A 24462-nucleotide genomic window follows, 5' to 3' on the forward strand; every position below is an offset into this window, starting at 1 on the left:
TCTCACCCCTTCAACGCCGTCAGTTGTTCAACATTCAGCGTGTTGAGCGTGCGATAGATTTTGCGCGCCAGCACCGCCATCACGATCACCGCAAAAATGGCATCGGTGGCGATGCCAATTTCCACCAGCTCCGGCGCGCGATTCGCCAGCAGCGCCAGCGTCAGGTGCGAACCGTTCTCCATCAGGCAGTAGCCAAACACCTGCTTGAGGATGTTGCGTTGGGTGACGATACACAGCAGGCCAAGCATAAAATGCCCCAGCGATACCGCCAGCGCCGGTTTTAGCGAGGCCAGCAGCGGCACCTGCACCGGCTCCACCACAAACCAGCACAGCAGCACAATCACCGCCGCGGCCAGCATCAGCATCACCGGGCCGATCAGGCTGCCGTTCGCCGAGGGATCGTCCATTTTGCGAAAGGCATAGGCCATGATCACCGGCACCAGCACCACCTTGGTGATAAAGGCGCTGATTGCCCACAGCGTGAGCTGGTGGGCGCCCAGGGTTTGCCCCAGCGTCAAGAAGATCAGCACCAATAGCAGCGACTGCAAGGCATAGAGCCAGCACGAGGCCACGGGCCGTTTGGCGCCAATCACCAGCAGCGAGGTGACCATCATCAGCCCCGCGAGGTTATTGACGATAAGTGAACCAGTCATAATCAACTCCCTTATCCAAGCCAGGCGACGGCAATCACGCTGGAACCTACCGACATCGCGATCAGAATCACTAACACCACGTTCATCACCAGCGGCAGCGGAGCGGCCTGTGCCACCTCATCACTGGGTTTGCCAGGAATAACGCGCCCAAACCAATAGATGAACCAGGCAAAGCTGGCGACCGACTCGATCAGCACCAGCACCATCAGCGGCGTCATCAGCCAGAACTCATGCGACAGTGCAAAACCGGCGGCAAAAATCGGGAACTTGCTGAAGAAACCGTTAAACGGCGGCACCCCGGTGATCGCCAGCGCGGCCACGCAGAACCCCACGCCAAGCAGCGGCATCTTGTTCATCACGCCCTGCAAGCGCGGCAACATCCGGGTGCCGCAGCTGTAGCTCAGCGCCCCGGCCACCAGGAAGAACAGGCTCTTGGCAAACGCGTGGTTAAAGATGTAAGCCACGCCGCCCAGAAAGGCGGTTTTGGAACCGAAGATGGAAATGGATAACGCCAGGAAGATATAGGAGAGCTGGGTGATGGTGGACCAGGCTAGCAGTCGCTTCATATCCTTTTGCGGCAGATACATCAGGAAACCGTAAATCAGGGTGATGGTCGCCATAACGATGCCGACCCAGCCGATAATATGCGGTACCGCATCCGCAGACAGGATGGCGCGGGCATAGATGTAGACGCCCACTTTCACCATCGAGGCGGCGTGCAGATAGGCGCTCACCGGGGTAGGGGCTTCCATGGCATCGGGTAGCCAGGCCTGCAACGGAAGCTGGGCCGATTTCCCCCAGGCTGCAAATAGGATGCCGCCAAACACGACCAGGCTGGCCGTACCGTTGAGCTGCGCAATCGCGCTCAGGGCGAAGGTGCCGGTATTGAGGAACAGCGTCGCCGCCGCCAGGTATAAGCCGATCGAGGCAATATGGGTGATCAGCAGGGCCTTCATGGCCGAGCGCTGTGCCTTCTGCGTCTGGTAGTAGCTAATCAGCCCCCAGGAACAGCCGCCGGTGATCTCGAAGAACAGCAACTGCCCCAGAATGGTGGAGGACATCACCAGCCCGGCCATCGCCCCGATAAAGATCAGCAGGAAAGCGTAATAACGGTTGCTGCCCTCGTGGGGATGTTCGCGGTTGGCCGTGGTGAGGTAACCGGTGGAATACAGGCTGACCAGCAGGCCAAGAAACACCACCGCAAAGACAATCAGCGTGCTGATGCGGTCAATGATAAAGCCGAACAGCGCCACGTTGCCGTATTGCAGCAGCGTGATGGTCGTATCCGCCTTGCCATGGGCCAGGAATAGCCAGCCGATGACCACCGTACCCAGCGTGGCCAACAGCGCGAACAGGGTACAGATCCACTTGGCCATCCGTTGCGGCACGCAGGCCGTCAGCAGTGCGCCGATAAACGGCAGCAGTAGCGTGGCGAGGGCGGTATATTGCAAACAGAGCGTATTTTCCATAATGGGTTTCCTGGCGGCTACAGACCGGTTAGGTAAAAGACAAAGGCCAGCGCCGCTACGCCAAAACCGAGCCAGGTAACGTGGTGCGTCAACAAGAACCGCCCACGCGCCAAGGTATTTTCAAAAATGGAGGCGATGACAAACACCGCCAGTAGCTTGGCCAGCATGATGACTGCCGCCAGTGCCAGCGCAGGCACCGTCAGCTCCACAGCCTTGCCAAAGGGAATGAATACCGCCAGGAACAGCTCGGCCACCACTACCTGCTTGAGACCGATCCCCCATTTCACCAACGCCAGGCCAGAGCCGGAGTATTCGGTCAACGGCCCTTCCTGAAGTTCCTGTTCCGCCTCTGCTACATCGAAGGGGATCTTGCCCATTTCGATAAACGCGGCGAAACCGCAGGCCAGCATGGCCAGCAGGGTGGCCGTGGGGGAGCTCCAACCTTCGGTCAGGCTGGCGCTGATGGTGCCGATATTGGTGGAACCGGCAATCAGCGCTACCACCAGCAGCGCCAGGATCAGCGTGGGTTCTACCAATACGCCCAGCGTCAGTTCGCGGCTGGCCCCGATCCCGGCAAACGGGCTACCGGTATCCAGACCAGACAGCGAGAAGAAGAAGCGGAACAGTGCGAACAGATAGAGCAGGGTGATCAAGTCCCCCGCACCGGCAAACGGCGACGTCCGCGTGAAGATGGGCAGCGTCATCGCCACCAGCAACATGCTGCTCAGCAACACATAAGGCATCACGCGGAAGATGGAGCCCGACTGCGCAGGAGCGACTTCCTGACGTTTGAACAACTTGCCCATATCGCGGTAGTCCTGCCAAATGCCAGGGCCACGGCGCGAGTGCATCCGGGCGCGGATTTGGCGGGAGATCCCGGTGAACAGCGGCGTGACCGCCAGCATTATCAGCGCCTGCATCAGCGCGAAGAGTCCCATCATTAACGACGGTGTTTCCTGCATCGACATGCTATTTCCCCCTTAAACCGCGACAAGCAACAGCAGGATCACCAAGGCGATCACCACATACAGGCAATAGAAGCGGAAGTCGCCGCTCTGCATGCCCTGCAACCGCACCCCCAGGCGTTGAGAGGCCTTGACCAGCGGATTGATGATCCAGTCATCCCAGAACGGCTCGGCGCGGGTTGCCCCTGAGGTGGTCTGTTCCAGTGCTCGCGCTAATGCCGGAGTTGGATCGAGCTGCTTGCGCAGACGGTACAGCGAGGCAAACATGGCACGCAGTGGCTGGGTAAAGCCCCCGGCGGATACCGCCATCGCTTGCTCCCAGTTGTAGCCGCAGGCCCACGGGTCGCCACGGCGACGGAAGCTGGACTGATTGCTTTTCAGCAGCAGATACACCGCCAATGGGATCAGCGGCAGGGCGAGCAGCAGGATGAAGGTCAAAGCCGGTGACAGCATGGCTTGGCTGGCCAGTTGCGGCACCAGCATTGAGCCTTGCACCACGGTGACGTCATGAGTGCCGACCAGCGTCATGGCAACCTGGGCCAGAACGGGAGCGACCACGCTGGCCCCTACGCCGAGCAATACGCACAGCAGGGCCAGCAACAGCATGGAGACTGTCATCTGCCATGGCACTTCGCGAGCCTGCGCCGCTTTTTCACTGCGCGGCCCGCCGCAGAAGCTGACGCCGTAGACCTTGACGAAGCACATCGCCGCCAGCGCCCCGGTGATCGCCAACATCACCATGGCAATCGGGCCGCTGAGGCGCATCACAAAGTTGCCGTCGTGGCTCATGGAGAACAGCGATTGGTAGGTGTACCACTCGCTGATAAAACCGTTCAGCGGCGGTAGGGCGGAGATCGACATACAGCCGATCAGGAACGCCAGCCCGGTGAGCGGCATCAGCTTCGCCAGGCCGCCCATTTGTTCCATATCGCGGGTATGTACGCGCCAAATCACGGCACCAGCACCCAGGAACAGCAAACCTTTAAACACCGCATGGTTGAGCAGGTGATACAGCGCGCCGAGCAGGCCCAGCGCCGCCATCACCGGATGTCCGCTAGCCATGCCGACCATCGCCACGCCCACGCCCATTAAAATGATGCCGATGTTCTCCACCGTGTGCCAGGCCAGCAGGCGTTTGATATCGTGCTCGGCCAACGCATACAGCACTCCCAACACTGCAGACACTGCGCCGAAGGCCAGCACTACGATGCCCCACCACATTTCGGTGGCACCCAGCAGGTCGATCCCGACCTTGATGATGCCGAAGATGCCGATCTTCACCATCACGCCGGACATCAGCGCAGAAGCATGGGAAGGGGCAGCCGGGTGGGCGCGTGGTAACCAACTGTGCAGCGGCAGCATCCCCGCTTTGGCCCCAAAACCAAAGAAAGCCAGCAGGAAAACGACCGATGCCATCCAAGGGGAGAGCGATAGAGTGCGGAAGGAGTCAAAGTCCAGGCTGCCGCTCTGCCGCCACATCAGGAAGAAGGCGATCATGATCAGCACCGAACCGGCATGGGCGATAAAGAAGTACAGCAAACCGGCGCTGATGGATTCGTCATCCTGATCGGCGATCACCAGGAACCAGGAGGCCAGCGACATCATTTCGAACAGAATGATGAAGTAGAAGGCGTTATCCATCACCACCAGCCCGGCCATCGAGGCGATAAACAGGTTCATAAAGAACCCCATGCTCGCGGCGCCTTTACCGCGATATTCCTGCACATAGGCGATGGAATACAATGCGCAAACGGTGACCAGCAGCGAAATCACCACCAGCATAAAGGCCGCCAGCGAATCCATGCGCACCACGAAAGCGGCAAACGAGAACAGGCCAGGCGTGGAGAAGGTGAGGGTTTGCCCGCTTAACAGGACGGGGACGGCGCTGCATAGCCCTAACAGGCCACCGATCATCGCGCTGATGCCCGCCAGCAAAATGGCGAGGCGCTCCCGGCGAAACAGCAGCAGTGACAGCACGCCACCAGCGACATAAATCACCAAAGCCCAAAGCAGTAGAGTGAGAGAGTCCATGTTTATTTCTGCCCCCTGACGAGAGAAGGAGAGGATGGGCAGCCGATCGCGACCTGGCCGGCTCGCGCCAAACGCCGGGCCTGCGCTTCCTGCTCAAGCTGCTGCTCATCGACGATATGCAAGGCATTGGTTGGGCAGATGCGTACGCATTCCGGCCCATCGGCGAGAAACGCGCAGAGATCGCACTTCACCGCCACCGTTTTGATCCCGGCATTCCAGGACAGATAGGGCGATTGGCTTGCGGGGCTGGTTGGCACGTCGGGCAGCAGTTCTGCCGGGACGTACTGTTCAAACATCGACGGGATATTGACCGGCCCACTGCCCGCAGGCGTGATTGCACCGAACGGGCAGGCCAGGCCACACAGCTTGCAGCCAATGCACAGGGTCTCGTTCAGCTCGATGGCGTGTTCGCCGTGCGTGATGGCATTGACCGGGCAAACGCGTGCGCAAGGGGCGTCTTCACATTGGCGGCAAAGCATCGGTGCCGTTTGCTCTCCAACGCGCGTCACCGTCAGCCTGGGATACGATTGTAGCCCTTGAGCCTTATGCACCTCAGTGCAGGCGGCCATGCAGGTGTTGCAGCCGATACAGTGCTGAGGCTCCGCAATAACAAAGCGGTTCATGGCCGTTCCTCCAACAGAAAGCGGTTCATGCTTACATCGCCAACGACAGTGTGCTGAGTGCGGCGCGGCGGCGTTTTTCCGCATTCATTTTTTGCAGCAGCTGTTGGTCTATGCAGTGCAACGCATCGGTGGGGCAAAACTCCATACAGGCCGGGCCATTGGCTCGTCCGGTGCAGAGATCGCACTTGTGTGCTTCCGCTTTCTCGGCGGCGGGGAACATCAAGGCATTGCCATGGTGGACTACCGGGCGGGTGATCACTTCCATCACCCCATAGGGGCAAGCCATGACGCAGGCTTTACAGCCGATGCAGCGTTCCTGCGCGACCTTGACCATGCCGTCGCTCTGGCTGATGGCCCCGTTGGGGCAAACGCTGGCGCAAGGGGCATCATCACACTGGCGACACAGCACCACGGTGCTGACATTGCCGCCTTTCAGCAGATGCAGGCGAGGCGTGAAGTTGGCGGCATCCAGCGCCGAGACATCCTGGTTTTGGCTATGGGCCACTACGCAGGCGATCTCACAAGTACGGCAGCCGATGCATTTTTGCGGATCGGCCATGATAAACCTGTTCATCAGTCACTCCTGATTACCTTCCATCGTTAAACCCCAGGCGGCGAGCCTTTGAGTCTGTGCTGCCGTTAGCTATACACAAAACGTGCCAAACGTAATAAATAGATATAAAACATGTAGTTGGGATTTTACGTGCCGCGCATGAGCGGCAGATGGGCATAAACGACGAAGCGGGAGGGGATATTCGTCACGTTCCGCCCGGGTTGGCGTCGTCACTTCGTCATTTTTGTCGAAATCGGTAGCAAAAATGACGGTTTGCCCCTCATCCGCTTGCCTTCTCCCTGATGGCAAGCGGATGAGGGTGATGGGATCACCTTGGCACCCTAATTGCACTAGCTGAAGCACCGGCAATTAATCGCCGAACAACGGAGCCCAGATGCATGAAATAACCTTGTGCCATCATGCGATGGAAATCATGCAGCAACATGCCCGGCAAAATCATGCCCGGCGCATTACCGCCGTCTGGTTTGAGATTGGCGCATTTTCCTGCGTGGAGGCGGAGTCGCTGCGGTTCTGCTTCGACATGGTTTGTCGCGGCACCTTGGCCGAAGGCTGCGAGCTGCATCTGCTCGAACAACAGGCACAGTGCTGGTGTCACGACTGCCGGGCGGATGTGCAACTGCTGGTTCCCCAGGTCCTGGTCTGCCCGCAATGCGGCGGACGCAACCTGCGAGTGCAGGCGGATGACGGCTTGCAACTCAAGCGCCTGGAAATTGAATAACCAAGAGGAAAAAGCATGTGTATAGGCATTCCCGGTAAGGTTGTGGCGCTGGACGAAAACCAACACCAGCACGCCTGGGTCGACGTCTGCGGTGTGCAACGAGAAGTGAATATTGCCCTGGTGTGCCAGGACGATGAACCGCCAGAAGCGCTAATCGGTAGCTGGGTGCTGATCCATGTAGGCTTTGCCATGAGCCGCCTGGATGAGCACGAAGCACAGGAAACCTTGTCGGCACTGCAAGCTATGGGGGAAGTGGAGCAGGACGTGGCGCTGTTCCTGGCAGGCGAAGGTGGCCAGGAACGGCGATAAATTGTGCTATCCCCGGCAAATGACATTCCTGTTGCGGTGTTTTGTTGATCCGGTCGGGAGAAATTACCATTAACAAACCTTACTCTTTGTGAGGATGTTCGCTGGCAATAATCTTCGTGACTCAGACAAGTGATAAACCATGTCGACTGTACGCTTAGAACAACAAGACCTGCTCGAAATTACCCGCATGCTGCTCGGGCAGCATACTTTCATCGATCTGTTACTGCAATTGCGTCAGGTGTTGCGGCGTCTGCAACTGGCCGACAGCGTCGCGTTGGTGCTATTTGATCCGCACAGTGAACGGGTGAGTTTTCACGGGCTGGATCACGCGCTGCAGCCGGTAAACTATCAGGACGAAACGCTGCTGGCGAATGGCCCGGTCAGCCGCTTTCAACACAGCTCGTTACCCCAACGCTGGCAGGCCGATGAGCTGCACGATCGCTATCCGCAAATCCGCGCCCTAAAGTTGCATCCTCCCTTCAACCAATACTGTTTGATGCCGCTACATGCGGGTGGTCGGCCGCTCGGTGGTTGTGAATTACTACGTAGCGGAAACGAGCCGTTCAGCGATGCCAGCCTGGTGCAGTTGCAAACGCTGATGGAGCTAGTGGCGCTGGCTACGCAGCAGATCGTTTTGTTGGACAACGCGCAACGGCAACAGCACCAGCTACGTCATGAGCTGGATGACTATCGCATTTTGGTGGATGTCACCAATGCGGTGCTGTCAAAGCTGGATCTGGATGACGTGATGGGGGAGATCTCGGAGAAAATTCACCACTTTTTCAACAGTGATGCCATCAGCATCGTATTACGCAGTAACCACGCCGAGCAGCTCACCATCTACTCCACCCACTACCTGAACAACAATACTGCCGAACGCCAGCAGTACAACGTGGCGTTGGCAGGCACCTTAACCGAACGGGTGATGCGCAGCGGTGAAATGCTGCTGTTGAACCTGAAAAATGCCGAGCAGCTTTCCGGCTATGAACGTCGGCTGTTTGAACTTTCACAGGGCAGGATCGAGGCATTGTGCGTATTGCCACTGATATTCGGCCAAAAGAAGCTGGGCGTGCTGAAGCTGGCGCAATGCCAGGCAGATGGCTTTAACGCGGCCAGCTTACGGGTGCTGCAACAAATTGCCGAGCGTATTGCCATCGCGGTGGATAACGCGCTGGCCTGCCAGGAGATCAACCGGCTTAAAGAGAGCCTGGTGCATGAAAACCTGTATCTGACCGAGCAGATCAACGTCAATCATCCCGACCTGAGCGAGATTGTCGGGCGTAGCGCGGGGATGTCTGCGGTGCTCAAACAGGTCGAAATCGTGGCTAAAAGCGACTGTTCGGTGCTGATCCTCGGGGAAACGGGCACTGGCAAGGAGCTGATAGCGCGAGCAATCCATAACCTGAGCGAACGGCGTGACCAGCGCATGGTGAAAATGAACTGTGCGGTGATGCCTGCGGGCCTGTTGGAAAGCGATCTGTTTGGCCATGAAAAAGGCTCGTTTACCGGAGCTTCCACCCAACGCATGGGCCGTTTTGAACTGGCGGAGAAGGGGACGCTATTCCTTGATGAAGTGGGAGAAATCCCCATTGAGCTGCAGCCCAAGCTGCTGCGGGTGTTACAGGAGCGGGAGTTTGAGCGAGTTGGTGGCAACAAACCGATCTCCGTCGATATCCGCCTGATCGCCGCCACCAACCGGGATTTGCAGCAGATGGTGGCCGATCGTGAGTTTCGCAGCGATTTGTTTTATCGCCTGAACGTGTTTCCGATCGTCATTCCACCGCTGCGTGAACGGCCCGAGGATATCCCCCAGTTGGTGAAGTTCCTGACCCATAAAATTGCTCGCCGCATGAAACGCACCATCGACAGTATCCCGGCGCAAACGCTGCGGTTATTAAGCCAGATGCCGTGGCCGGGCAACGTGCGTGAACTGGAGAACGTGATAGAGCGGGCGGTATTGTTGACTCGCGGCTCGGTGCTTGAGTTGCCGCTACCTGAATTGCAGTATTCGCAACCCTCAATGGTGCTCTCCGCACCAGCCACGGAAACGGTATCGCCGGAGGAAGATGAGCGCCAACGGGTGCTCCGCGTGCTGAGAGAAACCAACGGCGTGGTTGCCGGGCCACGCGGGGCCGCACAGCGCCTTGGGCTAAAACGTACAACGCTGCTATCGCGAATGAAAAAGTGGGGAATTTCGGTGAATTGATCGGCGTAACGTCCCCTCACCCTAACCTTCTCCCAAAGGGAGAGGGGACCTAACGTGCCACATCTCAGCTTACGTATTCGTCCCCTAATTCCCCCTGTTAAAGATTAACTCCTACACCTGATTACGGCTCAGTGCCAGCTCCCTCTATTGGCCTTGTTGGCCATGGTCACCACGTCGATGTTGGCCTCGTAATCCATCGGGTTAATGATGATGGCGTCGGTTTTGGTCTGATTGGCAGCTAGCCGTTGGCCATCAAGCTGAGATGAGGTAGGGAGGTTGGTACGTGGAAATAAAAACAGCCAATCTCTCGATTGGCTGCTTGGGCGAAGCTAAGGCTAGTCTTAGGCTTCGATTGGGGCACGCCAGTCGTCAGAACCAGAAGTCCCGGCAGTGGTGTGTTCCCAAGTGATTTTACGGTATGCCAGTGAAACGCGAACCAGTTGAGTGAACTCAGCCTTGGTTGGATCCTGGCAGTGTGGCATTTTGCAGTCGATATCGATGATGGTGGCATCTTCGAGTTTGGTGGTAAAGAAGTGCTCTTGTTTACCTTCGATCGAGGTGCGGTACCATTTCAATTCAACCGTTGGCAGCATTTCGCCAGAGGCCAATGCGTTATACAGCAATGGAACAGCTTTGTTATAAGCCACGGTGAAGCGGAATGGCTTATGCGCACGCTGCCCTGATGGCTGGCCTGACTGCGGATCGGTTGGTACGGTAACAATATGTTCAAATTCCTGAACCAGCATCTGGTCTTCGTGGCCTTGAACAAAGATGTTACCGACGGATTCAGCGGTAAATGCGCTGGCGGTAATATTACCTTGGGTTTTCCCTGTGATAGAGATATAAGCTGGAGTTGGCATCTTAAAGATCCTTGTTAGTAAGCTTAGTAATAACTCTCAATGTTAGTCACACCCCTCGCCGATAATAGTCGGCCCCGAATGTAACTTGCCCCACTTCTCACTTCGGCCATTACTATAATCGGGTCTTTCCCCAGTGCCAAGTCACTCACAAATTTGCAAGGTTTATTGGTCTTGTTAATGGTATAAATGATTATAATATTTGCATTATTGGTGTTTTATGCTGGATTAAGTATTGATGGTGATTATGATTGTTGATGTCACTATAGCCTTGGTAATTATGTTGTTTTTTAAATTGCTGTTTTTTATGGTTTAATTAATTTAAATGAAATTATTTTTTATGATCATAAGCCGAAAGTTGTTCTCGCCAGGCGATAAATTATTAGGACGCTTAGTAAAGAAAAATTTATGGACTTTTACCGGTCAGATCGGGGACGATACATTCAGTGAAGCTATGCTAATGCAGGAAATGTCCAGTTTTTGCCGTGGGCAGTAATCCCATGTTCGGGGTTTTATCATTATTTGGGATAATTCTCAGAGTCTCGTGAAATATAGGAGGATTCCCACCTTTGCGCGTAAAACCGGATTATTCGCAGACTTCGGCACGGCATAGGAGGAAGGTATTTAGGTTTACGGTGATAGATTTACTATCTGAATAGATGGCGATGACTCTATTAGCATGGATGATATCTGAATGTCATTTTCCGGTGCTCATTCAACAAACATTAGCTGGTATTCCCTTATTGTGACTAAAAGGACGAGTGATGAGTAAGAATAATCAAAGCAGTGTTGCCCCCAAGGAAAGGATCAACATCAAGTATGTTCCTAACACGGGCGATCAAACCACTGAAATCGAACTGCCACTGAACCTGATGGTGGTTGGCGATCTCAAGGGGGTTCGTGAAGACACCCCGATTGAAGAACGTCAGGTCGTTTCCGTCAGCAAGAACAACTTCAACGCGGTGATGAACGAAGCCAATATCAACCTTTCGTTCACTGTACCCAATCACCTGGAAGGTGAGGGGAAAGAAGAGATGCCGGTCACATTGGCGATCAATTCTCTCGACGATTTCTCACCGGACAACGTGGCGAAAAACGTCCCCGAACTGAAAAAAATTCTGGAACTGCGGGAAGCGCTGGTCGCCCTGAAAGGGCCTCTGGGCAACATTCCTGCCTTCCGTTCTCGTCTGCAAGATCTCCTGGGCAATGAAGAAATGCGTGAGCAGTTGCTAAAGGAATTGGACATTCTTAATCAGAAATAATTGAGACGGAAAGAGGGAATTTTACGTATGTCTTTACATGAAGAAAATGCGGTTTTAGCTGCCGAGCCTACCAGTACCACTTTCCTGCTTGACGAAATTATGTCTCAGACCCGCATGATGCCGGGGAATGATGGCTATGACGTCGCCAAACAGGGCGTTGCTGCATTTATCAGCAGCATTCTGGACACTGGTACCAACGAAGAGCCGATCAACAAACTGTTGGTCGACAGAATGATCATCGAGCTGGATAAAAAGCTCAGTGCCCAGATGGACGAAATTCTGCACGCCAAAGAATTCCGCGAAATCGAATCCTCCTGGCGTTCACTGAAGCTGCTGGTGGATCGCACCGATTTCCGTGAAAACATCAAAATCAACATCATGCACGCGACGAAAGAAGAGCTGCTGGAAGATTTTGAGTTCTCGCCGGAAATTATCCAGTCTGGTTTCTACAAGCACGTGTACTCATCCGGTTACGGCCAGTTTGGCGGCGAACCTACCGCAGCCATCATCGGTAACTATGCGTTCAGCAACAGCACCCCGGATATGAAGCTGCTGCAATACGTCAGTGCCGTTGGGGCAATGGCACATGCGCCGTTCCTTTCCAGCGTTGCGCCGGACTTCTTTGGTATCAACAGCTTTACCGAACTGCCAGCCATCAAAGACATGAAGTCGGTGTTCGAAGGGCCAGCACACACCAAATGGCGTGCGCTGCGCGAGTCGGAAGACTCCCGCTATCTGGGTCTGACCACGCCACGTTTCCTGCTGCGTTTGCCGTATTCCACCGTTGAAAACCCGATCAAGAATTTCAACTACTACGAAGACGTCAGCAAGGATCACGAACACTTCCTGTGGGGCAACACCGCATTCCTGCTGGCAGCCTGCCTAACAGACAGCTTCGCCAAGTATCGCTGGTGTCCGAACATCATCGGGCCACAAAGCGGTGGTGCGGTGCACAACCTGCCGGTTCACCTCTATGAGGCGATGGGCCAGGTACAGGCCAAGATCCCGACCGAAGTGCTGATCACCGATCGTCGTGAATTTGAGCTGGCGGAAGAGGGCTTTATTACCCTGACCATGCGCAAAGGCACCGACAACGCGGCCTTCTTCTCGGCCAACTCAGTGCAAAAGCCGAAGGTATTCCCGAATACCCATGAAGGGCGGATGGCGGAAACCAACTACAAGTTGGGTACCCAACTGCCGTACATGTTCATCATCAACCGTCTGGCTCACTACATCAAAGTGCTGCAGCGTGAGCAGATTGGTTCGTGGAAAGAGCGTCAGGATCTGGAGCGTGAGCTGAACATCTGGCTCAAGCAATACATTGCCGATCAGGAAAACCCACCGACCGATGTCCGCAGCCGCCGCCCTCTGCGTTCTGCTCAGATCCAGGTGCTGGATGTCGAAGGGGATCCGGGCTGGTACCAGGTGGCGATGCAGGTGCGTCCACACTTCAAATACATGGGAGCCAGTTTCGAGCTCTCGCTGGTTGGTCGTTTGGATAAGGAATAACAGGCAATGGCTGCGCTTCTTAATTGGGAGCGAGGAAGTTCTGCCAGCTTGTTTGAGCGTATCCAGGGGAAGGGCTTAGGCCCTTCCTCACATAGCCGTGTTCAAGAGCTATTAATCTCAATCAAGCAGCATTTGAACGAAGTCCTCAATTCGCGCCCCGGAGCCTGCCAAAGTGCTGCAGGCCTGGGGGTTATTGATCTCAATGATGCCACGGCAACCACGTCTGATTTTCGTAAGAGTATTGAGCAGGCCATCAAGGAGTGTATTGAGCGCTACGAGCCAAGAATTTCCGAGGTTGCCGTTCAATCCCTGGTGGATCAGGGGGACCCACTGTTATTGAGTTTCCATATCAGTGCTCAAGTTGATTTCGACAATATCGGTGATGTGGTTGAGTTCAATATCCAATTGGACAGCAACCGCCGTTACTGCCTAAACCAGGAAGCATAATGTCGTTCGAAAAGTACTTCAGGGATGAGCTGGATTACCTCCGGCAATTAGGGCGGGATGCCGCAATCGAACGGCCGCATCTTGCTGCCTTTTTATCCGAACAGGGTTCCGATCCGGACGTTGAGCGCCTGTTGGAAGGTTTCGCCTTTCTGACTGGCAATCTGCGCGAAAAGATCGACGACCAGTTCCCAGAGTTGACGCACGGCCTGCTGAATATGCTGTGGCCGAACTATTTGCGGCCTGTGCCCAGCATGACCATCGTCGAATACACGCCGAACAGCAGTGCACTCACTGAAGCGACGTTGATCGAGCGCGGTAGCCAGATCGAGAGCGTCCCGATTGCGCAAAGGGCGGAGCGCGGCGCGTTGCAAAACGACAGCGAAACACACGGACCTCAGTGCAGCTTCACGCTGTGCCGGGATGTCTGGCTGTTCCCGATGGGCATCCAGGATATCGCCGTCAACAACAGCAACGAACAGGGGATATTGAGCATTCACTTCGGCGCCAAGGCAGAGTTGAATGTGCAGGAAATGCGGCTCGATAAACTGCGTTTCTATCTGGGTGAGGACGGTTACACCAGCACCCAACTCTATTTCTGGATCAGCCACTATTTCGAACGGGCCGAGCTGGTGGTCAACGGCATCACCATTCCGATGCCGGACTTCGATTTCAACCCGGTGGGCTTTGAGCGTGAAGATGCGCTGTTGCCTTATCCGAAAAACGCCTATGTCGGCTACCGTATCCTGCAGGAGTATTTCTGTTTCCCGGAAGGCTTCCTGTTCTTTGACGTGGCTGGGGTGGTGGATTTCCCCGCGCATCTGAAAGCCAGCGAATTCACCCTCAATCTGCATTTCTCCCAGCCATTGCCTCCTGAGGTCAAGATACGGCCAACCACGCTGCGCCTGAACTGCACCCCCGCGGTGAACCTGTTCAAACGCGACAGCGAGGCGATAGCCCTGGATGGCACACAAACCGAATATCCGCTGTGCGCCAGCTACCATCATCCTGAGCGCTACGAGATTTTCTCGATCGATCGCGTGGAGAGCTGGTTAAGCAAAGATCCCAAAGGCAGCGGGCGGGGGCAGGCCAGAAGCTACCCGGCGTTCGAAAGTTTCCATCATCAGGTGGAACCTGCGCAGGAGCGCAGCATGCTCTATTACCGTCTGCGGGTGAAAAACTCGCTGTTCCGCAAGGGCTTTGAGCATTACATCTCCTTTGTGCGCAGTGATGAGACGCAGGTGGCCCTGTCTCAAGAAAACGTGTCGGTCAGCATGACCTGTACCAACCGCGAATTACCGCTGGCGCTACGCGTGGGTGATATCTGCCAACGGACGCAAGCAGGCCCGTCATTTGCCACCTTCCGTAATATAACCCGGCCTTCGGTACCGCTGTATCCGGTGTTGGATGGCAGCCTGCAATGGTCTTTGCTGTCAAATATGTCATTGAACTACATGTCATTATTGGACAAGGATTCGTTAAAACAGATCCTGCAGACCTATGATTTTCCCAGCGTACACAACCGGCAATCCGCTCGGTCGTCGCAAAAAAAACTGGACGCGATTTCGCGTATCGAAACCCAGCCGATCGACAGGTTGTTCCGTGGTTTGCCGGTCAGAGGTCTGCAAACCACCCTCTGGCTGGAGCAAAGCGCTTTTGGTTCTGAAGGTGAGCTCTACCTGTTTGGTACGGTGTTGGCACGCTTCTTCTCCCTGTATGCCAGCGTCAACTCGTTCCACCTTTTGAAAGTCATCAATCTTGATAATCAGGAATGTTACCAATGGCCGGTACAGACGGGTCAACATGCATTGATGTAAGCGCGGGTGAAGGCGTACCGCCTGAGCCAGTGCTGGATGTGTCACGTTATAACTTTTACCAATTGGTCGAGCTGCTCAACCAAATGGCGGTAGCGTGGCAAAAATCCCCGGGTTCAGCCAGGCCAGCCGATGAGGCAATCCGCTTTAAATCGACCGCCAGCCTGGCTTTTCCAACCCGTGACGTGATCGCGTTGGAGACTTCCGCTCGCGGCCAGTTTGAACTGGAAGTCTCTTTCCTTGGGTTGCATGGCAGCCAGTCGCCGTTGCCCGGTTATTACCTGGACTCGTTGGCCTGGGAAGATGCCCAGAATGAAAACCGCCTGACGGATTTTCTCAACGTGTTCAACCACCGGCTGTTAACGCTGCTGCATCAGATTTGGCGCAAATACCGCTACTACATCTGCTTTGACGAGGGCGGTAACGATGATGTCTCGCAGCGCATGTTTGCGTTAGTGGGATTAAGTAACGAGGCGATCCGCAAAAAACTGCGCATCCACCACGGCAAAATGCTGGCCTATGCCGGCTTGCTGGCCAGCCCTGGGCGTGCCCCGGAAGTGATTTGCAGCCTGGTGGCGCACTGTTTCAACCTGGCGGATGTGACGCTGCAAAGTTGGCAGTTGCGCAAGGTCAAAATCGCCCCGGAGCAGCAGAATCGCCTGGGCGGCAGGGTGAAGGTCAGCGGCCAGAAATACCAGGGGAAATCGGTGCTTGGCGTCAATTTCTCGCTGGGATCGCAGGTGGCGGATCGCAGCGGCAAATATCAGTTGTGCCTCAACCAACTGACGCGTGAACAGTTCTTGTCATTTTTACCTAACGGGGAGAATTACGAGCCGTTAGAGATGTTTGTAGCTTTCATTATGCGTGACCAGTTTTCGTGGGATTTACGCCTGGGTCTGGCAGAGCTGCAGGTGGGCGGCATGATCCTGGGGACAGAACAAAACAACCTGCTGGGCTGGACCAGCTTCCTCGGGGAACCCGAGCAACAGCCCCACGTAACCATCAGCGTTATGGAATGACAATCAAGATTCAGGAAGAGAGATCATGGATAAACAGCAACCGACGCTATCATTGCGAGTCGTCAATAGCGACAGATTGGAAAGTGGCAAACCGGCCAGCAGCCTGTTTAATGCACAGGGTGGGGTGGTTGGCAGTGACGGCAGCCATCATTGGTCTATTCAAGATCAGGGCGGCAATATCAGCCCTTCACAGTTTGCCATTGAATGGCGTGATGGGTCCTTTTGCCTGCGGGTGCTCAACGGTGCGGTGAGTATTAACCAGTCGATGCTGACGGCAAACTCCGGTTTGGTGCGCATCCAGCAAGGTGACGAGATCAGCGTGGGCAATCTGGCCATCAAGAGCCATATCAGCCGCTCGAACGCCGATATGATCGATCCGCTGATGGTTTCGCCGGAATCGCTGGTCTCCAGCTACAGCAACCCGCTGGAAGCGATGATGGAAGGGGGCAATGCGCAGCCTTCCCACCATGAGCAGGACAACCGCCTGGCCGCCACGGTCGCTAACGGTTTCAGCCACGACCCGCTGCGGGTATTGGAAACCGAAAGCCTGACGATGCACGAACCTTTGAGCGCCCTCACCGGTGCCGATCAATCATTACAACAGGATCGTTACCGCGATCCGCTGTTCTCTTCTCCACTTTCTGATATCACCAAGGACAGTGCCATGGATCAGGAGTTTATCGATCTGCCGCAAATCAGCAGTTTTCTTTCCGGCCAGCAGGCACCGTCAGACAGCAAGATGGAACAGCAGCACGTGGCGATCACGCCGCTGATGCGGGGTTTTGGCGCGCAACTGCCAATCCGCAACAGCCAGGAGGCCAATGACTTTCTCGAGGAAGCAGGCAAAACGCTCAGGGCCGCTATTGAAGGGTTATTGGCCTTGCAGCGCAGCCAACATGGCCTGCGGGACAAACATCTGCGGCCAATCGAAGATAACCCGCTGCGCCTGAATATGGATTACGACACCACGCTCAGCCTGCTGTTTGCCGATCAAAAAAGCCCGGTCCACCTTTCCGCCCCGGCGGCGGTGGCCGAGAGCCTGCATAACCTGCGTTTGCACCATCAGGCCAACCAACAGGCGATTGCCCAGGCGTTGAACACCATGCTGGAAGCCTTCTCCCCAGAGCGACTGCTGACGCGCTTTAGCCATTACATGCGCAGCAACGAGCGTCAGGAACAAGACTCCGCCTGGGCCTGGGAAATGTACAAAAACTACTACCAGGAATTGGCCTCCAGCCGCCAGCAGGGCTTCGAAAAGCTGTTTGGCGAAGTGTATGAACAGGCTTACGACCAGGCGCTGCGCCAGGGGATGAAGGACAGCGAACGATGAAAGGTGGCAGAGGATACTTTCTGACGACTGCGCTATGCCTGGTGCTGATGCTGTCAGGATGCACGATATGGAAAAACAAGAAGCCGGAGCGCGTTACCGAGCAGCCTTCTACGCTGCGGTTAACGCTGTTGGCGGACGCGAATATCAACCCCAATGAGAAAGGCGAGGCCGCGCCGACCGAGATTGCGGTGGTGTACCTGAGCGACGATTCCAAACTGCTGGCGGCCGACTACGACCAGCTCGACACGGAAATACTGAAGAAAACGCTCAGTAAGAACTACATCGACCACCAGGAATACACCCTGCTGCCGAGCCAATATAAACCGTTACCCGCCATTGAGCTGGAAGAGAAGACCCACTATCTGGGGGTGATTGCCTACTATGCCGACGTTGATCGCGCTGAATGGAAAAAAATCATCAAGATCAAAGATGTTGGTCATAACTATGGCGTGCTGATCCACGTTAAAGCGGATGAAATCGACTTAAGGAAAGAGGAAGAATAACCATGCCGACCAAGAATCGGGTGATTTGGCGCGAAGGCCTGTTCATTAAGCCACAACACTTTCAACAGCAACAAAGACATAACGATTATCAGCTGCAGCGCCGTATCACCGCGCTGACCAATTACACCTATGGCTTCCACTCGCTGCAGATCAATCAGGAACTGCTCAAGCTGGGGCGTATCGGCTTGACCAACGCCAGCGGCAGCATGGCCGATGGCACGGTGTTTGATATTCCTTACCAGGATTGCTCGCCCAAGCCGCTGGACGTACTGAACTGCAACGATGCCGCCAGCCGCGATATCTATCTGGCGTTGCCGATGCTCAACGACACCATCAATGAGGTTGCCAGCCCGCACAGCCAACTGCCTGGGGCGATCCGCTACGCCGAACATACCGATGACGTGCGCGATTTGCACACCGACGGCGGCGATGTCAGCCAATTACTACTGGCCCAGTTGGCACCGCGTTTGATGCAGGGCTCCGAAGATCTCAGCGCCTATTCCGTGCTGCCGGTCTGCCGCATCAAAGAGAAGCACCCGGACGGCTCGCTGATCCTGGATGAAGAATTTATTCCTACCTGCACCACCCTGCACGCCTCCGTACAGTTGAAAGACTTTATGGATGAAGTGGAGGGTACCTTGGTGGAGCGCGCCCGGTTGCTGGCCAAACGTATCGGTTCGCCGGGCCAGCAGGGGATTGCCGACGTGGCCGAATTCATGATGCTGCAGGTGTTTAACCGCATGCAGCCCCTATTCACCCACCTGTCTCATCAGGCGGTGCTGCACCCACAGGATTTTTATAGCCACCTGGTGCAAACCTGCGGCGAGTTGCGCACCTTTACCGACGAATCGCGTTTGGCAGGCAGCTTCATCGTTTATAACCATGACAACCTGACCGACTGCTTCCAGCCGCTGTTCCTGGCGATGCGCCAAACGCTCAGCACCGTGCTGACACCGCGTGCCATCTCGGTACAGCTGCATCCACAGCCTAACGGCATTCGTGTGGGGACGATCAACGATAGCGATCTGTTGCGCAGCGCCGACTTTGTGCTGGCCGTCCGGGCGCAAATCCCGCAGGAACAGCTACGCCGGCAATTCGTGCAGCAAACCAAGATCACCTCGCTGGAGAAAATCCGTGAGCTGGTTAGCCTGCAACTGCCTGGTGTACCGCTGGTGGCGCTCTCTGCCGCCCCGCGTCAGCTGCCTTACCATTCCGGCTATACCTACTTCATGTTGGATCGACAAAGCCCGACCTGGAAAGAGGTCCTGCAAAGCAACGCGATTGCCTTCCACGTTTCGGGTGACTTCCCTGAACTGGATATGCAGTTCTGGGCGATTAGGAGCAGCTAATGAAAATGCATGCCGTCACGGATAACCCAGCGCTGCCCGAAACGGAAACCGTCACTTCGTATCGGCAATATCAGCTCCCGCTGCGCGGCGAGAGCCTGAATGCGATGGTGGACGCCGCCACGCCGTTACTCGGCATGGTGCTGCGCTTGAAAGACATGGAAAACCAGCCGCTGCCAGACCAGCTTTATCAGCAGGTGGTAACGGATATCCGCGCCATTGAGCAGTTCCTGCAAACCAAAGGCTACGAGCCAGGGGCGATCGTTTCGTTCCGCTACGTGCTTTGTACCTTTATCGATGAGACGGCGTTAGGGCACGGTTGGAATACGCAAAACGGCTGGTTGCAGCAGTCCTTGCTGGTGCATTTCCATAACGAAACCTGGGGCGGCGAGAAGGTGTACGTCCTGCTGGAACGCCTGATGGGTGAACCCAAACGTTATCAGGATCTGCTGGAGTTCATTTACCTGTGTTTCTGCCTGGGTTATCGCGGCCGCTACAAGGTGACATTGCAAAACAGCGATGACTTTGAACGGCTGTTCCGTCGGCTGCATCACCAACTGCAACAGCTGCGCGGTGAAGCCCCCGCAACCGTCTTGCACCAGAAACAAAGCCGCACCGGCGGGCGTTATTACCTGAGTAAACGGTTGACCATCAAGCATCTGCTATGGGGTGGCTTAGGCCTGTTGACGGTGATTTACCTGTTTTATGCCATCCAGTTGCATGGACAGACTCAGGATATTTTGCAGCAGCTAAACAATTTATTGAGCTAGGAAGCACAGATGATTCAAATTGACTTGCCCACGCTGGTAAACCGCCTTAATCCCATCGCCCGCCATGCCCTGGAGGCCGCGGCGGCGCACTGCGTCAGCCTGCAGGAAGCGGAAGTGACGGTCTCGCAGGTATTAATGCAGATGGTCGCCAGCCCCTTAAGCGACGTCAGGGTGATCCTTAATCATGCTGGCGTGGACACTGACGCATTGCGTGAGTCGCTCGATCAACGTATTTCCGGCTATCAGTCGGTCACTCAGGCTTATCCCAGCTTCTCCCCTTTGCTGGTGGAGTGGTTGCAGGACAGTTGGCTATTGGCGTCGGCCGAAATGGATCACGGCCAGCTGCGCGGCGGGGTGATGTTGTTGACCTTACTGCTGAGCCCTATGCGTTATCTCACCCCAGCGGCCAGCCGGTTGTTATCCCCGGTGAACCGCGAACTGCTGCGCCAGAACTTTGCTGACTGGACCGCCGATTCCGCAGAAGCCCCTCGGGTAGCGAAAGCGGGCGATAAAACCGCCGCAGCCGCCAACGGCGAAAGCCTGCTGGCACGCTATGCCAGCAACATGACCGAGCAGGCCCGTAAAGGGACGTTGGATCCGGTGCTGTGCCGCGACGAGGAAATCGACCTGATGATCGATATCCTGTGCCGCCGCCGCAAGAACAACCCGATCGTGGTGGGTGAGGCTGGCGTGGGTAAAAGCGCCCTGATCGAAGGCCTGGCGCTGCGTATCGTGGACGGCCAGGTGCCAGAAAAGCTGTGCAACAGCGAACTGATGACGCTGGATCTCGGCGCGTTGCAGGCCGGTGCGGCGGTAAAAGGCGAGTTCGAAAAGCGCTTCAAGGGGATCATGGCGGAAGTTGCCCAGTCGGCAACGCCGATCATCCTGTTTATTGATGAAGCCCATACGCTGATCGGCGCCGGCAATCAGCAGGGTGGGCTGGATATCTCTAACCTGTTGAAACCAGCATTGGCTCGCGGTGAGCTGAAAACCATCGCCGCCACCACCTGGAGCGAATACAAAAAGTATTTTGAGAAAGACGCCGCGCTGTCGCGCCGTTTCCAACTGGTGAAGGTTTCTGAGCCGAGTGCTGAAGAGGCTACGGTGATCATGCGCGGCTTGCGCACCATCTATGAAAAGGCGCATGGCGTGCTGATCGACGACGAGGCTCTACAGGCGTCGGCGGTGCTCAGCGATCGCTATCTCTCTGGCCGCCAACTGCCGGACAAGGCCATCGACGTGCTCGATACCGCCGCCGCGCGCGTGGCGATCAACCTGACTTCGGCACCGCGCCAGGTGTCGGCACTGAAAACGCAGTTGCACCAACAGGCGATGGAAATCCAGATGTTGGAGCGTGAACAGCGCCTCAACCTGAGCCAGCCGGATGAGCGTTTATCCGTATTGCAACAACAGCGCGCTGAGATCGAACAGCAACTGGCGGACCTGAATGCCAGTTGGCAGACCCAGCAGCAGTTGGTGCAGCAGATCATCGCCCTGCGGGCAGAGCTGCTGACGCAGGAAGAGAATGCCACGGAAGAACAGGCTATTAATCTGGCTGCGCTGGGTGCCGAGCTGGAACAGTTGCAACAGCATCAGACCCTGGTTTCTCCACACGTGGATAAACATCAGATCGCGGCGGTGATCGCCGAGTGGACCGGCGTGCCGTTAAACCGCCTGTCGCAGAGCGAACTGTCGGTGGTTACCGAGTTGCCCACGTATCTTGGCGAACAGATCAAAGGCCAGGAAACCGCGATCCACTGCCTGCACCAGCATCTGCTGACCGCCAGGGCCGATTTGCGCCGTCCGGGCCGCCCAATGGGGGCTTTCCTGCTGGTGGGGCCAAGCGGCGTCGGTAAAACCGAGACCGTATTGCAGATCTCCGAGCTGTTGTACGGCGGGCGCCACTATCTCACCACCATCAACATGTCCGAGTTCCAGGAGAAACACACCGTTTCGCGCCTGATCGGCTCACCGCCGGGCTATGTGGGCTATGGCGAAGGCGGCGTGTTGACTGAAGCCATCCGCCAGAAACCCTATTCGGTGGTGCTGCTCGACGAAGTCGAAAAAGCCCATCCCGATGTGCTCAACCTGTTCTATCAGGCGTTCGACAAGGGTGAACTGGCCGACGGCGAAGGCCGCATCATCGACTGTAAAAACGTGGTGTTCTTCCTGACCTCCAACCTGGGCTATCAGACCATTGTCGATCACGCCGAACAGCCGGAACTGCTGGGCGAACTGCTGTACCCCGAGCTGGCGGCCTTCTTCAAACCGGCCCTGTTGGCGCGTATGGAAGTAGTGCCTTACCTGCCGCTGGGCAAGGATACGCTGCAAACCATCATTCACGGCAAGCTCAAACGCCTGGATAACCTGCTGCGCCAGCGCTTCAACGCCGAAGTGGTGATAGAGCCTGAAGTGATCGAAGAAATCCTGCTGCGCGCCACCCGTGCCGAGAACGGGGCGCGCATGCTGGAGTCGATTATCGACGGGGCGTTGTTGCCACCGGTTTCCCTACTGCTGTTGCAAAAAATGGCGGCAGGTACGGCGATTAGCCATATCCGCATCGCCACGGAGGGAAATGCGTTTACCGCACAGGTCGAGGAGGCGCTATGAGGCAACGGCTGAAATGCTTACTGGCGCTGCTGGAAAACGATTCGGTCGAGCATTTGGTTCATGGCTTTTTGACGCTGGATCACCACCGTCACGGGTTTGACGGCTTGATGGTGGCGATGTTCAACGCCAGCGAGGGGCAGTTGGAATGTCTCCACCTGTCTGATGCCAACCGGCGCGCTACGGTGAAGTTGGAAGCCGATATCGAAGACACCAACCACCCGTTGGTACGGGTGCTGCGTAATGGCGCGCCCGAAGTCTGGTATGCGCTCAATCGCGGGGTGCGCATCGAAGATGACGGCTTTCGCGGCTTTATTGAGGCGTTGCCCAACGGTTGCAGCATGTATGGCGTACCGCTGTTTGATTTTCAGGGGCGGGCCTGCGGGGTGATTGCGGTGTTTGCCGAGGATATCGATCGATTTGTGGACAGCCGGGGCATGTTCTCTATCTATTGCCAGATTTTTCAGCACCGCCTCAACAAACTGCAAGAGGTGGAGCATCTGCGATCGCAGTTGGTCCAGCTGCGGTCGATGTTCAAGGTGCGTGAAAAACAGCTGGATGAGCTGATGATCTCGCTGAGCACCTCCGACGTTTCCACCTCGCCAGAGCTATCACGCGATTACAGCAAGATAGATGACCTGTCTAGCGCGGTGGAGGCGTTTGAAGCCGCGGTACTGACGCAACGCCAGCGTCTATACGGCAATGACAAAAACCGCATCGCCGACAGCCTGGGGATCACGCCGCGCACCCTGGGTTACAAGTTGGCGAAATACAGGTGTTAGCTATGAATACGTGGTTATTGATCGGTTCGTTACTGCTTTCCGGCAGCAATTCAGCCACCGAGTGGCTAAGCGGCCTTTCGTTGTCGCAGCCCGAAGGGGATGCGCATCAGTTGGCGCTGCTGATGAACTGCCGCAGTGAAAGCTTGCCGCTGGTACGCCTGGACTGCTACGACAACGCGTTGTCAGCGGCCAGCGGCGACAACCCTGGTCAGGTACAGGCCGGGCCAGCCTGGCAGCGAGCCATGGCGCAGGAAAAAGGCCGCCGCGATCACTCGACGGCATTCCTGATAAGCGAAGGGCAGGGCAACAACCCGCAGGTGGTGCTGACCACGCCAGCGATTGGTGTGCCACCACCGCGGCCGGTGCTGATGCTGAGTTGCATCGACAACATTACCCGTTTGCAGATCGCCTTGGTCGGTCCGCAAAAAGACGGTGCGGTGACGCTAACGGCGGATAGTGACCGGTTTAACGTGCAGTGGTTCCTGCGTGAAAACGGCTATCTGCTGGAATCCAGCCGGGGCCTGGCCGGCATTGATGAGATCAAGCGGTTGATGTCGGCGCAGACGCTGACGATCGACGGCACCAACGGCGGGTTACCCCGTCTGACATTTAATATTTCGCAGTTAACGCCAGCGCTGAAACCGCTGCGTAACGCCTGCCACTGGTGAGGA

General features: G+C 56.1%; 22 protein-coding genes. 15 read left to right on the forward strand and 7 right to left on the reverse strand.

What is annotated here, in order from left to right:
- Positions 1-2 precede the first annotated feature (2 nt).
- The 6 genes from hyfE to hydN are packed head-to-tail and all read right to left on the reverse strand — an operon-like array spanning position 3 to position 6315.
- Positions 3-653 carry a hydrogenase 4 membrane subunit gene (gene hyfE, locus D9980_RS04235; protein WP_024487063.1) on the reverse strand — a complete coding sequence of 217 codons (651 nt, stop codon included), beginning with the start codon at positions 651-653 and terminating at the stop codon, positions 3-5.
- Positions 654-664: 11 nt separating this feature from the next.
- On the reverse strand, positions 665-2122 hold the full coding sequence (locus D9980_RS04240) for a hydrogenase 4 subunit D (protein ID WP_121606500.1): 1458 nt from the start codon (positions 2120-2122) through the stop codon (positions 665-667).
- A 17-nt stretch (positions 2123-2139) separates the two neighbouring features.
- Positions 2140-3090 carry a respiratory chain complex I subunit 1 family protein gene (locus tag D9980_RS04245; RefSeq protein ID WP_121606501.1) on the reverse strand — a complete coding sequence of 317 codons (951 nt, stop codon included), beginning with the start codon at positions 3088-3090 and terminating at the stop codon, positions 2140-2142.
- A 12-nt stretch (positions 3091-3102) separates the two neighbouring features.
- The gene (hyfB, locus tag D9980_RS04250) at positions 3103-5118 is read right to left on the reverse strand and encodes a hydrogenase 4 subunit B (protein WP_121606502.1); all 2016 of its coding nucleotides are present in this window, start codon (positions 5116-5118) and stop codon (positions 3103-3105) included.
- Positions 5119-5120: 2 nt separating this feature from the next.
- Entirely contained in the window at positions 5121-5741 is a 621-nt protein-coding gene (locus tag D9980_RS04255) for a 4Fe-4S dicluster domain-containing protein (RefSeq protein WP_121606503.1), read from the reverse strand.
- A 31-nt stretch (positions 5742-5772) separates the two neighbouring features.
- The gene (hydN, locus tag D9980_RS04260; RefSeq protein WP_121606504.1) at positions 5773-6315 is read right to left on the reverse strand and encodes an electron transport protein HydN; all 543 of its coding nucleotides are present in this window, start codon (positions 6313-6315) and stop codon (positions 5773-5775) included.
- Positions 6316-6688: 373 nt separating this feature from the next.
- Here hydN and hypA point away from each other — a divergent pair, with 373 nt between their 5' ends.
- From hypA to flhA, 3 genes are all read left to right on the forward strand, one after another.
- Positions 6689-7033, forward strand: a complete 345-nt coding sequence (gene hypA, locus D9980_RS04265) for a hydrogenase maturation nickel metallochaperone HypA (protein ID WP_121606505.1) — start codon at positions 6689-6691, stop codon at positions 7031-7033.
- A 15-nt stretch (positions 7034-7048) separates the two neighbouring features.
- A complete protein-coding gene (gene hybG, locus D9980_RS04270) occupies positions 7049-7342 on the forward strand; it encodes a hydrogenase maturation factor HybG (RefSeq protein WP_121606506.1) in 294 nt (97 codons plus the stop codon).
- Positions 7343-7481: 139 nt separating this feature from the next.
- Positions 7482-9548, forward strand: coding sequence for a formate hydrogenlyase transcriptional activator FlhA (gene flhA, locus D9980_RS04275; RefSeq protein ID WP_121606507.1), 2067 nt, complete (start codon positions 7482-7484; stop codon positions 9546-9548).
- 341 nt (positions 9549-9889) lie between these two features.
- On the opposite strand, the gene D9980_RS04280 is transcribed toward flhA, so the two are convergent.
- A complete protein-coding gene (locus D9980_RS04280; RefSeq protein WP_021178406.1) occupies positions 9890-10408 on the reverse strand; it encodes an Hcp family type VI secretion system effector in 519 nt (172 codons plus the stop codon).
- Positions 10409-11169: 761 nt separating this feature from the next.
- Here D9980_RS04280 and tssB point away from each other — a divergent pair.
- Genes tssB through vasI form a run of 12 tightly spaced genes read left to right on the forward strand, consistent with a single transcriptional unit; the run spans position 11170 to position 24459 of the window.
- Positions 11170-11667 (forward strand): type VI secretion system contractile sheath small subunit, encoded by a 498-nt coding sequence (gene tssB / locus D9980_RS04285; RefSeq protein ID WP_024529701.1) that lies wholly within the window; start codon positions 11170-11172, stop codon positions 11665-11667.
- Positions 11668-11694: 27 nt separating this feature from the next.
- Positions 11695-13176, forward strand: coding sequence for a type VI secretion system contractile sheath large subunit (gene tssC, locus D9980_RS04290; protein ID WP_021804827.1), 1482 nt, complete (start codon positions 11695-11697; stop codon positions 13174-13176).
- 6 nt (positions 13177-13182) lie between these two features.
- Positions 13183-13623, forward strand: coding sequence for a type VI secretion system baseplate subunit TssE (gene tssE, locus D9980_RS04295; protein ID WP_021178403.1), 441 nt, complete (start codon positions 13183-13185; stop codon positions 13621-13623).
- Positions 13623-15437: a type VI secretion system baseplate subunit TssF gene (gene tssF, locus D9980_RS04300; protein ID WP_046808159.1), complete on the forward strand. Its 1815-nt coding sequence runs from the start codon at positions 13623-13625 to the stop codon at positions 15435-15437. Before tssE ends, tssF begins: the two co-directional genes overlap by 1 nt.
- Entirely contained in the window at positions 15401-16453 is a 1053-nt protein-coding gene (gene tssG, locus D9980_RS04305) for a type VI secretion system baseplate subunit TssG (protein WP_121606508.1), read from the forward strand. The genes tssF and tssG overlap by 37 nt, the downstream gene beginning before the upstream one ends.
- A 25-nt stretch (positions 16454-16478) precedes the next feature.
- Complete coding sequence (gene tagH, locus D9980_RS04310) at positions 16479-17783, forward strand: type VI secretion system-associated FHA domain protein TagH (protein WP_121606509.1); 1305 nt, start codon at positions 16479-16481, stop codon at positions 17781-17783.
- On the forward strand, positions 17780-18286 hold the full coding sequence (gene tssJ, locus D9980_RS04315; protein WP_024486773.1) for a type VI secretion system lipoprotein TssJ: 507 nt from the start codon (positions 17780-17782) through the stop codon (positions 18284-18286). The genes tagH and tssJ overlap by 4 nt, the downstream gene beginning before the upstream one ends.
- Positions 18287-18288: 2 nt before the next feature.
- Positions 18289-19635, forward strand: a complete 1347-nt coding sequence (gene tssK / locus D9980_RS04320; protein ID WP_024529707.1) for a type VI secretion system baseplate subunit TssK — start codon at positions 18289-18291, stop codon at positions 19633-19635.
- A complete protein-coding gene (gene icmH / locus D9980_RS04325) occupies positions 19635-20402 on the forward strand; it encodes a type IVB secretion system protein IcmH/DotU (RefSeq protein ID WP_021178397.1) in 768 nt (255 codons plus the stop codon). The genes tssK and icmH overlap by 1 nt, the downstream gene beginning before the upstream one ends.
- A 9-nt stretch (positions 20403-20411) precedes the next feature.
- On the forward strand, positions 20412-23012 hold the full coding sequence (gene tssH / locus D9980_RS04330) for a type VI secretion system ATPase TssH (RefSeq protein ID WP_121606510.1): 2601 nt from the start codon (positions 20412-20414) through the stop codon (positions 23010-23012).
- On the forward strand, positions 23009-23791 hold the full coding sequence (locus D9980_RS04335; RefSeq protein ID WP_121606511.1) for a helix-turn-helix domain-containing protein: 783 nt from the start codon (positions 23009-23011) through the stop codon (positions 23789-23791). Before tssH ends, D9980_RS04335 begins: the two co-directional genes overlap by 4 nt.
- A gap of 2 nt (positions 23792-23793) precedes the next feature.
- Entirely contained in the window at positions 23794-24459 is a 666-nt protein-coding gene (gene vasI / locus D9980_RS04340) for a type VI secretion system-associated protein VasI (protein WP_121606512.1), read from the forward strand.
- The last annotated feature ends 3 nt before the right edge of the window (positions 24460-24462 follow it).

Source organism: Serratia sp. 3ACOL1, from assembly GCF_003668775.1.
GTDB classification, from domain to species: Bacteria; Pseudomonadota; Gammaproteobacteria; order Enterobacterales; family Enterobacteriaceae; genus Chania; species Chania fonticola.

What these genes read in the sequence shown, in the direction of transcription:
- tagH (WP_121606509.1), top strand. Translation starts at nt 16,479, where the DNA reads ATGGATAAACAGCAACCGACGCTATCATTGCGAGTCGTCAATAGCGAC.
- D9980_RS04240 (WP_121606500.1), bottom strand. Translation starts at nt 2,122, where the DNA reads ATGGAAAATACGCTCTGTTTGCAATATACCGCCCTCGCCACGCTACTG.
- flhA (WP_121606507.1), top strand. Translation starts at nt 7,482, where the DNA reads ATGTCGACTGTACGCTTAGAACAACAAGACCTGCTCGAAATTACCCGC.
- tssF (WP_046808159.1), top strand. Translation starts at nt 13,623, where the DNA reads ATGTCGTTCGAAAAGTACTTCAGGGATGAGCTGGATTACCTCCGGCAA.
- tssJ (WP_024486773.1), top strand. Translation starts at nt 17,780, where the DNA reads ATGAAAGGTGGCAGAGGATACTTTCTGACGACTGCGCTATGCCTGGTG.
- icmH (WP_021178397.1), top strand. Translation starts at nt 19,635, where the DNA reads ATGAAAATGCATGCCGTCACGGATAACCCAGCGCTGCCCGAAACGGAA.
- tssE (WP_021178403.1), top strand. Translation starts at nt 13,183, where the DNA reads ATGGCTGCGCTTCTTAATTGGGAGCGAGGAAGTTCTGCCAGCTTGTTT.
- tssH (WP_121606510.1), top strand. Translation starts at nt 20,412, where the DNA reads ATGATTCAAATTGACTTGCCCACGCTGGTAAACCGCCTTAATCCCATC.
- tssB (WP_024529701.1), top strand. Translation starts at nt 11,170, where the DNA reads ATGAGTAAGAATAATCAAAGCAGTGTTGCCCCCAAGGAAAGGATCAAC.
- hybG (WP_121606506.1), top strand. Translation starts at nt 7,049, where the DNA reads ATGTGTATAGGCATTCCCGGTAAGGTTGTGGCGCTGGACGAAAACCAA.
- tssG (WP_121606508.1), top strand. Translation starts at nt 15,401, where the DNA reads ATGGCCGGTACAGACGGGTCAACATGCATTGATGTAAGCGCGGGTGAA.
- hypA (WP_121606505.1), top strand. Translation starts at nt 6,689, where the DNA reads ATGCATGAAATAACCTTGTGCCATCATGCGATGGAAATCATGCAGCAA.
- hyfB (WP_121606502.1), bottom strand. Translation starts at nt 5,118, where the DNA reads ATGGACTCTCTCACTCTACTGCTTTGGGCTTTGGTGATTTATGTCGCT.
- D9980_RS04245 (WP_121606501.1), bottom strand. Translation starts at nt 3,090, where the DNA reads ATGTCGATGCAGGAAACACCGTCGTTAATGATGGGACTCTTCGCGCTG.
- D9980_RS04335 (WP_121606511.1), top strand. Translation starts at nt 23,009, where the DNA reads ATGAGGCAACGGCTGAAATGCTTACTGGCGCTGCTGGAAAACGATTCG.
- D9980_RS04255 (WP_121606503.1), bottom strand. Translation starts at nt 5,741, where the DNA reads ATGAACCGCTTTGTTATTGCGGAGCCTCAGCACTGTATCGGCTGCAAC.
- tssK (WP_024529707.1), top strand. Translation starts at nt 18,289, where the DNA reads ATGCCGACCAAGAATCGGGTGATTTGGCGCGAAGGCCTGTTCATTAAG.
- hydN (WP_121606504.1), bottom strand. Translation starts at nt 6,315, where the DNA reads ATGAACAGGTTTATCATGGCCGATCCGCAAAAATGCATCGGCTGCCGT.
- hyfE (WP_024487063.1), bottom strand. Translation starts at nt 653, where the DNA reads ATGACTGGTTCACTTATCGTCAATAACCTCGCGGGGCTGATGATGGTC.
- vasI (WP_121606512.1), top strand. Translation starts at nt 23,794, where the DNA reads ATGAATACGTGGTTATTGATCGGTTCGTTACTGCTTTCCGGCAGCAAT.
- D9980_RS04280 (WP_021178406.1), bottom strand. Translation starts at nt 10,408, where the DNA reads ATGCCAACTCCAGCTTATATCTCTATCACAGGGAAAACCCAAGGTAAT.
- tssC (WP_021804827.1), top strand. Translation starts at nt 11,695, where the DNA reads ATGTCTTTACATGAAGAAAATGCGGTTTTAGCTGCCGAGCCTACCAGT.